The 9,349-nt window shown below is 74.1% G+C and carries 10 protein-coding genes and 1 pseudogene; 4 read left to right on the forward strand and 7 right to left on the reverse strand.

Translation table 11 applies throughout. From position 1 onward, the window contains the following. Nucleotides 1-21: 21 nt before the first annotated feature. Nucleotides 22-753 (forward strand): SDR family NAD(P)-dependent oxidoreductase, encoded by a 732-nt coding sequence (locus G569_RS0123320; RefSeq protein ID WP_028065210.1) that lies wholly within the window; start codon nt 22-24, stop codon nt 751-753. 53 nt (nt 754-806) lie between these two features. Further along, complete coding sequence (locus G569_RS0123325; RefSeq protein ID WP_028065211.1) at nt 807-1,373, forward strand: ArsR/SmtB family transcription factor; 567 nt, start codon at nt 807-809, stop codon at nt 1,371-1,373. On the opposite strand, the gene G569_RS50900 is transcribed toward G569_RS0123325, so the two are convergent. Together G569_RS50900 and G569_RS0123335 are read right to left on the reverse strand one after the other, a co-directional pair. After that, complete coding sequence (locus G569_RS50900) at nt 1,370-1,852, reverse strand: carboxymuconolactone decarboxylase family protein (RefSeq protein ID WP_053226860.1); 483 nt, start codon at nt 1,850-1,852, stop codon at nt 1,370-1,372. The genes G569_RS0123325 and G569_RS50900 overlap by 4 nt on opposite strands. Continuing rightward, a complete protein-coding gene (locus tag G569_RS0123335) occupies nt 1,849-2,136 on the reverse strand; it encodes a hypothetical protein (RefSeq protein ID WP_028065212.1) in 288 nt (95 codons plus the stop codon). Before G569_RS0123335 ends, G569_RS50900 begins: the two co-directional genes overlap by 4 nt. A gap of 65 nt (nt 2,137-2,201) precedes the next feature. Here G569_RS0123335 and G569_RS50905 point away from each other — a divergent pair, with 65 nt between their 5' ends. Further along, the gene (locus G569_RS50905) at nt 2,202-2,747 is read left to right on the forward strand and encodes an RNA polymerase sigma factor (protein WP_053226861.1); all 546 of its coding nucleotides are present in this window, start codon (nt 2,202-2,204) and stop codon (nt 2,745-2,747) included. Further along, a complete protein-coding gene (locus G569_RS0123345; RefSeq protein WP_157592245.1) occupies nt 2,744-3,988 on the forward strand; it encodes a hypothetical protein in 1,245 nt (414 codons plus the stop codon). The genes G569_RS50905 and G569_RS0123345 overlap by 4 nt, the downstream gene beginning before the upstream one ends. On the opposite strand, the gene G569_RS0123350 is transcribed toward G569_RS0123345, so the two are convergent. From G569_RS0123350 to G569_RS63965, 5 genes and pseudogenes are all read right to left on the reverse strand, one after another. Further along, entirely contained in the window at nt 3,985-4,521 is a 537-nt protein-coding gene (locus G569_RS0123350; RefSeq protein WP_028065214.1) for a GNAT family N-acetyltransferase, read from the reverse strand. The genes G569_RS0123345 and G569_RS0123350 overlap by 4 nt on opposite strands. Before the next feature lie 29 nt (nt 4,522-4,550). Then, nucleotides 4,551-5,651, reverse strand: a complete 1,101-nt coding sequence (locus G569_RS0123355; protein WP_028065215.1) for a hypothetical protein — start codon at nt 5,649-5,651, stop codon at nt 4,551-4,553. Continuing rightward, nucleotides 5,644-6,507 (reverse strand): isoaspartyl peptidase/L-asparaginase family protein, encoded by an 864-nt coding sequence (locus G569_RS0123360; RefSeq protein ID WP_028065216.1) that lies wholly within the window; start codon nt 6,505-6,507, stop codon nt 5,644-5,646. The genes G569_RS0123355 and G569_RS0123360 overlap by 8 nt, the downstream gene beginning before the upstream one ends. 106 nt (nt 6,508-6,613) lie before the next feature. Continuing rightward, entirely contained in the window at nt 6,614-8,056 is a 1,443-nt protein-coding gene (locus G569_RS0123365) for a putative hexosyltransferase (protein WP_028065217.1), read from the reverse strand. Between the two features lie 6 nt (nt 8,057-8,062). Continuing rightward, nucleotides 8,063-9,349: pseudogene (locus tag G569_RS63965) on the reverse strand (hypothetical protein); the annotation flags it as partial.

Raw genomic sequence — 9,349 nt, forward strand, 5'->3', positions numbered from 1 at the left:
TTTGAACTTTTGGAGGCGGCGATGCGGCTGGCGGGCAAGGTGGCGTTCATCACCGGCGGGGCCGGCTCGATCGGGCTGGCGACGGCCCGATTGTTCCTGGCCGAGGGCGCTTCCGTGGTGATCTCCGACATCGTGGCGCCCGCGGAGTCGGGCGGCGCGGTGTTCGTGGAGGCCGATGTGACCTCGTCCGACGCGGTCGCGCGGGCGGTGCGGACGTGCGTCGACGAGTTCGGCGGGCTCGACATCGCGTTCGCCAACGCGGGCGTCTTCGGTTCCGTCGCGCCGGTCGAGGACTACCCGGAGGACGTCTTCGCGCACGTGCTCGCGGTCAACGTGCTCGGCCCGTTCCACGTCGCCAAGCATGCCCTCAAGGCGATGCGCCCAGGCGGGTCGCTCGTGCTGAACTCGTCGGTCGTGGGGTTGACGTCGGACCCCGGGATCGCCGCCTACGCCACCTCGAAGCACGCTTTGGTCGGCTTGATGCGCACGGCCGCGAAGGAGGTCGCGTCGCGTGGCATCCGCGTGAACACGATCCACCCCGGGCCGGTCGACAACGCCTTCCAGCACACGATCGAGGTGACCGCGACCGGGCTGGAGGAAGAACGCGCGGCAGGCGTCTTCGATGGCATGATCCCGCTCGGCCGGCACGCGTCGGCGGACGAGATCGCCCGCGCGGTGTTGTTCCTCGCTTGCGACGACAGCTCGTTCCTCACGGGCGCGACGATCCCCGTCGACGGCGGAATGTCAGCATGAGAGCGCTCAGCCCTTGCATATCCGTGTGCTTTGACGTACAAAGCACGCCGTAAGTGCTCGACACGCTCTACATCGACACGGTCGAACAGGCCGACGCGCTCCTGAAGCCCAAGCGGGTCGAGGTGCTGCGTCAGCTCGCCGAGCCACGCACCTGCACGCAGATCGGGCAGGTCCTCGGCGACACGCCGCAGGCCGTCTACTACCACGTCAAGCGCCTGCAGGCGCACGGGCTGGTCACGCTCGTCGAGGAGAACCGCGTCCGCGGGATCATCGAGGGCGTGTACCAGGCGGTGGCGAAGTCCTTCTGGGTCTCGCCGACGATCGTCGGCCGCCTCGGCGAGCCGCGGACTCGCGACCAGCTGCTGGGGCTCGGGTTCCTGCTCGACCTGACCGAGAGCCTGCAGCGCGACCTGGCGACCCTGGGCGCGGGTCCCCCGTCGTTGCCGTCGTTCGGGATCGCGGGTGACATCAGGCTGGCGCCGGAGGACGGCGCGGCGTTCGTCGCCGAGCTGCAGCGCGCGTTCGGCGAGGTGCTGACGCGCTACGGCGGCGGCGAGGGCCACGCGTTCCGGCTCGCGCTCGCCTGCTACCCGAACGTGCCGCCGGCCGCAGAGGGTTAGTACCGGAAGCTGCCGTCGGCGTCGGCGGCCATCAGGGTCAGGTCGTCGCCGGCCGGCGGCTCGATCCGGACCGCGACCAGCGCCTTCTGCACGCTCCACTTGACGACGTCGAGCAGGAGCTCGGCGATCTCCGCGTCGGTGAAGTGGGCGCGGGCGTCGTCGCGGTCGGGTTCCGTGCCGAGGATCATCGCGTCGGTGAGGCGCAGCGCGGCCTTCTGGCGAGGGGTGAGGTCTGAGGCCTCGTAGTCGTCGATCTGCGCGCCGAGGACTTCGTCGAAGCCGGCTTCGATCGCGGCCTCGTCGCGCACCGAGCGGCAGCGGCGGCAGTCGTGGATGCGGGCGCAGCGCAGGCGGACCAGCTCCGTGGTGAGCGGGTCCAGGCCCTTGATGCGGACGACGGCGCGCTCGAAGTCGCGCATCGCCTCGTCCAGCTCGGTGCCGTAGCGGCCGCCGTGGGTGGGTGCGGCGATCCGCGTCACAGCACGGCCTCCGCGACCCGTTGCAGGCGCAGTCCCATGTCGGTCTCGTAGATCGCGCAGACGAACGCCCACAGGTCGCTGTCGTCCATGTTGAGGGCTTTGATGTGCTCGTCGGTGACGCTGCCGACCGCGAACGCGAACTGCTCTGCGAAGGCGTCGCGGGCGTCGAGGGGATCGGCACCCTCGAGCGTCGCGCGGCACTGCTCGCCGGCGAGGTCCTGCGCGCGCTGCAGCAGGGCGGCGGCTTCCGGGTGCAGCCGGGCGATCGCTTCGGGGACGACCATCGCGTGATCCTACCAAGCGTTTGGTCGTGGTCACAACATCGTGAGAGGTCGCCACTTTGGGGGTGATGGAGCCGCTGACCACCTCCGCAGGGTTCGTCGCCTTCTACCGCCGCGAGTCCGAGTTCGTGCTGCGCTTCTGCGCGCGTCGTGTGCTCGACGCCGACGCCGCTGTCGACCTGTGCGCGGAGACGTTCGCTCAGGCGTTCCGCGGCCGTGGCTCGTTCCGCGGTCGCACCGATCTCGAAGCGCGGGCGTGGCTGCTGACGATCGCGCGCCGCCAGGTCGGCCGGTATCTGAAGAAGGGTGCGCTCGACCGGCGTGCCCGCGAGGCGCTGGGCGTCCGGACGCCGGTGCTGCTCGACGGCGAGGCGGAGGAGATCGAGCGCTGGGCGGGGCTCGCTCCGCTGCGGGACGCGCTGGGCGAGGAGCTGGCGCGGCTCAGCGACGACCAGCGCGAGGCGCTGCGCCTGCGGGTGGTCGAGGAGCTGCCGTACCCGGAGGTCGCGAGGTCGCTCGGCGTGACCGAGGCGACCGCGCGCGCCCGCGTCTCCCGCGGGCTGCGTGCTTTGGCGGCCGCGCTGGAACTGCGATCGGAAGGAGATCTCGCATGAGGGTCTTGGACGAGCTGGAACGTGAGATCTCGCGGGTCGCGGTCGAGGCGGGCGACGTGCGGCGGCGCCGGTCGGGCGCGCGGATGGCGGTCTTGCCGTTGTCGCTCGCCGTGGTCGCGGTCGCGGCGAGCGCGTTCGTGCTGCTCGGCGGCTCGCCGAAGCACGCGTCGCCTCCCCCTGCGGTCGCGCCGCAGCAGGGCGTCTACGGTTCGCCGCGCGGCGCGGCCAAGGTGCTCGACGTGCGAGCGGACGACCCGGCCGGCGGTCCGCCGTGGGCGCTGCGACTGACGAGGACCACGCGCGGGTTCGGCTGCGTCGAGCTCGGGCGCCTGCAGGACGGCAAGCTGGGCGTGCTCGGCGCCGACGGCACGTTCCACGAGCGCGCGCCGCGGCTCTCCGCCCCCGCCAACTGCCAGGTCCCCGACGCCGCCGGGAACCTGTTCATCGCGATGACGTACGTCGGTCTGCCCGCGGGCGGCGACATGCGCTCGTGCAACCCGCAGCGCGCGGTGAACGGGGTGCCGAAGTGCCCGGCGGATTCGCTGCGCACGGTCTACTACGGCCTGCTCGGGCCGGACGCGACGGCGGTCACCTACCGCGACGGCTCGCGCATCGTCCGTCAAGCGGTGAGCCGTCCGGAGGGCGCGTACCTCGTCGTCAAGCAGACCGAGCAGGGGCGGGGCAACGTGGGCTACTTCTCCCCCGGCGTCTCCCCCGGGAGCGGGCTGCGCAGCGTCGAGTACGCGGACGGGAGCCGGTGCGTGATCCCGAACCCGAGGCGTCTGGGCGGCGCCCGTTCCTGCCCGCTTCGTGGCTACGTCGCGCCGAAGCTGCCGCACGTCGACGCGAGCGACTTGGCGAGCACCGTGCGGGTCGTCGTCGGTTCCAAGCCCGAGAAGCCGCCGGGCGTGCAGGCGCCGACGAAGATCCCGGCCCAGCGGCGGGTCACGATCCGGTTCCGCGCCCGCGTCGGGGCGGACGTGCGCTCCTTCTACACGGTCCGGTACCAGGTCAAGAACGGCAACGCGGGCTGCTCCACCGGCATCGTCGGCGGCCCGATCATCAAGGACGTCGCCGCTGGGGCTGTGGTGCGGCACGACGTGTGGGTGTCGTACGGGTGTCGCGGCACGATGGAGATCAGCGTCGGCTTCGAACAGCAGCGCAAGCCGGCCACGATGCCGTTCATGGTCTCAGGGCTCGGCGACGCACGCGTCGGGCGCGCGGAGGTCGCGGTCGGTTAGAGCGGCTTGGCGTGGACTTCGAGGTCGCACGGCGTCGCGAGGTGCGGCGCGAGGTGCGGGTACGCGTCGTCGAGCTTGCCGGTGCGGATCAGCCGATAGCCGCGGCGGCCGTACCAGCCCTTGAGGAACTCCTTGCTCGGGTGCGCCCACCCGCGCGGGACGAGCAGCTCGAGCTGCATCGTGGTCATGCCGCGCTCGGCGCTCGTCCGTTCCGCGAAGTCCAGCAGCGCGCGGCCGATCCCGGTGTTGCGCTCGTCGGCCGCCGCGACCAACATGCCGAACTCGGCGGTGTCGGCGCTCACGTCCCGGAGGCGGACCATGCCTGTCGGGGCGCCGTCGCGGGTGGCGACGGCGATCTGCCCGTCTCGGATCATCCCGGCCAGCTCGGCGGGCGTGGTGCGTTGCGCGCCCGGCTGCCACATGCCGTCTTCGGCGACGGTGTAGACCGCGTTGACGAGGTCGCTGAGGCGTTGCACGAGGCCGACGTCCTCGGCGGCTCCGGGCTCGAGCACCCCGATGTCATCCCTGCCCATCGCCCCCAGGATGGCGTACGGCGCCCGCGTCAGTCGAGGCGCTCCTCGAGGCGGGCGACGGTGTCGCGCGCCTGATCGAGCGCGTCGCGGGCGTGGTCGCGCACATGGTCGGCGGCCTCGGCCTCGGCGATCGCGTCCTCGACCGCCTTCTGCGCCTGCTCGAGCGCGGCCTTCGCCTGCCCGACCCCGTCGTGCGCCGCGGTCGCGTCCTCCTCGGCGCCTTTGAAGACCCGTTCCCGCACCCGTAACGCCGTCCGCGCCTCCCGCAATTCACCCTCGAGCGCCTTGCGGGCCTCACGCTCCGCCGCCTCTCGCTCCGCGGCCTCTCTTGCTTCCGCGGCCTTGCGCTCGCGCTCGGCGGCGGCCGCCGCCTCGTCGCCGTTTGCCGCGCCGCGCTTCGTCGCCGCGCCGCCCGCGTCGTCGGTGCCCTTCGCCGCCGCGCCGCCCGCCTCCTCGCCGCCCTTCGCCGCGCGCCCGCCGCGCTTCGTCGCCGCGCCGCCCGCGCCCGCGCCTCCCGCCTCCTCGCCGCTCTTCGCCGCGCGCCCGCCGCGCTTCGTCGCCGCGCCGCCCGCTCCCTCTCCGCCCGCCTCCTCGCCGCGCTTCGCCGGCGCGCGCTTCTTCGCGCCCCTCTCCTCGCGGGGCGTCGGGTCGAGGGCGAACGGCCATGCGCCGCCCGCTTGCGCCTCGTCGACGAGGCGGCCTTCGGCGAGGGCTTCGCGGATCGCCTCGTCCCCCGCGGCGGCGTGGAGCGTCGTGCGCAGGCGGTCGGCCATCGCGCGCGACAGCGGCTTGCCGGCGGGCTTGAAGGCCGTCGCGGCGGTCATGACGGCTTCGACGGCGCGGCGTTCGGCCTGGGTGGCGTCGCGCAGGCCGGCGGCGCCGCCACCGGAGACGGCGGCCTCCTGGGCGATGCGCAGCTCCTCCCCCGCGGCGAGCATGGCGTCGATCAGGTCGGGCTGCTCGCGGGCGACCTGGTTCGCCGTCCAGGCGGCGGGCGTCGGCTTGGGGAGCTTGGCGACGATCGCGGCGGTCTCGCGGTCGCCGGCCTTGCGGATCTCTTTGGCGGCGGCGTCGCGGGCCGGCGTGAACTCCTCGAGCGGGAGGGCGTAGAGGTGGTCGACGTCAGGCACCGATCGCCACGCCGGTCGGCCCGTCCCCCACGCGCCAGGCGCGCGGCATCGCGTCGGTGGTGAACGGGGTCGCGATCCCGTCCGCGCCGACCGCGATCAGCCCCGCGGTGCCGAGGTGCGCGAGCCCGGCGAGGGCGCGGTCGCAGGCCTCGCCGAGCGGGAGGCCGGCGTGGCGCATCAGCGCGTCGATCTCGTGGGCGAGCGCGACGCGGATGATCGCCTCGCCGTCGCCGGTGCAGGAGATCGCGGCGGTGGCGTCGTCGGCCCAGGTACCGGCGGCGACCAGGGGCGAGTCGCCCACCCGGCCGGGGTGCTTGCCGCTCGAGCCGCCGGTGGAGGTCGCCGCCGCGACCCCGCCGCGGGCGTCGCGGGCGACGGCGCCGACGGTGCCGCCGCGGCTGTCGTCCCCCGCCTCGTACGCGAGCCGCCGGTCCTCGGTGTGAAACCACGCCTCCGGCTCGGTGGCCAGCCCGGCCGCGCGGGCATAGGCCCCCGCCGAGTCGCCCACGAGCATCACGTGGCGGCCCTCGTCGAGGACCGCTCGCGCCGCCTGGACCGGGTTGCGGATGCCGGTGATCGCGGCGACGGCGCCCGCCGCGCGGTCGGACCCGCGCATGATCGACGCGTCGAGCCCGATCGCGCCCTGCTCGTTCAACGCCGCCCCGCGACCCGCGTTGAAGACCGGGTCGTCCTCGAGGACGATCACCGCCGCCTGCACGGCCGCGAGCGCATCGCCACCCGCGGCGAGCACCGCGTGCCCGGCCGCGACGGCACGCTCCACACCCGCACTCGCCCGCCCATGCGCGTCCGCGGGCCACTTCCCCGCGCCTCCATGCACCACGATCGCGACGTCCATCGCGCCAAAGATAAACGGGCCCAGGCCATCTTTAGATTTCGCCCACGAAACCGCGCCGCAGAGCGCCGCCGAACATAAGCGAACCCTAAACCGGGCCAGGCCGTCTTCAAGTGCCGACCTGCGGGGCTCGACCGCAGCTCGCCACGAACTGCCAGTACGGCGTGGTGACGAGGGTTCGGTAGCCCGGCTCGCGCGGGGGTTCGAGGCCCTGCCCGTAGAACCACTTCGCGCGGATCACGACGGCGGGGCGGACGGGGTGGGCGTCGAGGTCGCGCAGCGGGAGGTCGAGGTGCCACGCGACGAGCGAGCGGGCGCGGGTGCTGGTGCGAATTCGCGAGCAGCGCAGCAGCGTCTCCTTCCCGCCCGCGCGCGCCAGCACGCCCTCGAAGGCGCTCGACGCGGCGGCGCGGGAGTCGAGCTCGCGCACCTGGGCCCTCAGGTCCCCCGCCGTGACCGCGAAGATCGCGGCGACGAGCGCCGCCGCGGCGAAAGGTGCGGCGAGCCCCGCCCCGCGGGCGTCCCCGCCGGTCAGTCCATCGCCGGGTGCGCCGGTTTCGTCGCGGAATCCCTGACGAAACCGGCTCACCTGCTCCGCGGCGCGCACCACGCCCACCCCCGCCAGCGCCGCCGCGACCGCCGCCGCGGCGACGAGGTAGCGCGGGTTGCCCGCGTAGCCGGCCGTGGTCATCAACGCCACGATCGCCACCCACCCCACCGCGCCCGCCGCGAGCACGCGCACGGTTCGGTCGCCCACGATCGCGGCGAACAGCGCCGCGAGCAGAGCCGGGACCGTGACGAGCGTCGCGGTGTCCCGCAGCAGGGCGAGCGCGGGGATGTCCGCCAGCTTCGCGCTGCCGGGGCTCGGGATCCCGCGCCCCGCCTTGGAGGCGTCCAGCGCCCCACCCGCCCCGACAACGTCCGGCCCGAACCACAGGAGCACGACGAGCCCGCCCGCCAACAGCACCGACCGGCGGTCGTCCCGCCACAGCCAGACGCCGTAGGCGATCAGGAACGGCCAGACCTCGGGCCGCATCAGCGAGGCCGCCGTGAGCAGCGCCAGAGTTGCGCGCCGATGGCCGTTGAGGTGGGCGACGATCGCCCACGTGACCGACGCCGCGAGGAGCCCCTCGGAGTTCCCGAGCGCTGTGTTGTAGAGCCACCAGGGCGAGAGCGCCATCGCCGCCACCGCGGCAACGCCCGCCCAGCGCCCGCCCAGCCGGGTCGCCAGCGCGAACACACCCGCCAGCGCGAGCAGGCCTCCCGCGCGGGCGATCACGAGCCACAACACGGGTGTCGCGGAGCCGAATAGCGCGAGCGGCGTCGTGAACAGCACCGGGAACGGCTTCCAGGACGGCCCGCTGGTGGTGTCGAGCGCGAGGTGCCCGACCTCGCGGCCCCAGACCGCCCACGCCCACGGGTCGAACGCGAGCGCGTACGGCAGCAGCAGCGACAGCGCCGCGACGGCGAGCGCGGCGGCGACGAGCGCTGCACCCCGCACGGCGGCGGCACTCCCCTTCAGGTGCGGCGCCGGACGGGCGAGCGTGGCCAAGTGCGTTTAGGTGAAGGTCTTGATGAGGACGACGAGCAGGATGCCGAGGAAAGCGACGAGCAGTGTGGCGAACACCCGCACCGCCCACAGCGCGACCGGCGACGGCGGGACCTTCGGGACGCGGTGGGCGGCGTTCGCGCGGGCGGCGTCGACGCGCCGGCGCGTGCCCTCCGGTGTGCGGACCGCCCGCGCCGGGACGGGCGCGTCGTCCATCTGAAGCGTTCCGTTGGCGGTCGAGGAGCTGATCTGCCGACGCTGCTCCGCGAGGTCGGAGCGCAGGGTGTCCAGCTCGCGCTTGAGGTTGCGCGAGACCGCCCGCTCGCGCTCGAGGTCGCGGGTTACCCGCTCGACCATGCGCCGCGAGGCCTCCTCCGCGTCCTCGTCGACCTCGCTGGAGAGCAACTCCTCCCGCAGCCGGGCGACCTCGGCCCGCTCGGCCCCGAGCGCGCGGTCGTGCTCGGCGCGAAGGTGCTCGAGCTCCGCGCGCAGCCGCTCGGTCTCCTCCGCCTCGGCCGCGATCGTCTTCTGCGTCTCCTCGCGCGCCGTCGCCAGGCGGGAGTGGATCTCGGTGTTGGTCGCGCGCTCGGACTCGATCCGCCGCTCCGCGTCCTCGCGCGTCTGGTCGAGCGAGCGGTCGCGGGCGGTCACGTCGCGCTCGAGCCGCACGATCTCCTCTCGCGCGACCGCCAGATCCGCCTGCAGCGTCTCGCGCTCGGCCTGCAGCTCGCGGATCAGGTCGTTGAGGCTCGACTTCTCGCTCGCCTGGTCCCCCGCGCTGGCCTTGAGCTGCTCGATCTGACCGGCGAGCGCGTCCCGCTCGTCGCGCACGGCGCGCAGCTCCTCGATCTCGTCCTCGAGTGCCTCATGCGCGGCCTTCAGGCTTCCATGGGCGAGCCGCAGGCCGGCGAGCTCACGGTCCGACGCGTCGTGAGCCTCGAGGGCCGCGGCGAGCTCCGAGCTCGTGTCGCTGCGCTGGGTGTCGAGGCGGGAGACGTCTCGGTCGCGCGTAGCGAGCTCGGTGGCGAGCCGATCGCGCTCGCTCTCGGCGGTGGCGAGCGCCTCGTCGCGCGCCCGCAGCTCCCCGGCGAGGAGGTCGCGTTCGCGCTCGGCGGCCGCGAGAGCGTTGCTGTCCGGCGCGGCCTCGGCGGCCGCCAGCGCGGCGGCGAGCCGGTCACGCTCGGCCGCGACCTGCGCCTGTGCGGCGCGGGCCTCGGCGAGCTCGGCCGACTCGTCGCGCGGCTGCGCCAGCTCGGCCTGCGCGGCCGCCAGCGCGGCGCGGGCCTCGGCGAGCTC

Origin of the sequence: Solirubrobacter soli DSM 22325 (assembly GCF_000423665.1) — a bacterium.
GTDB classification, from domain to species: domain Bacteria; phylum Actinomycetota; class Thermoleophilia; order Solirubrobacterales; family Solirubrobacteraceae; genus Solirubrobacter; species Solirubrobacter soli.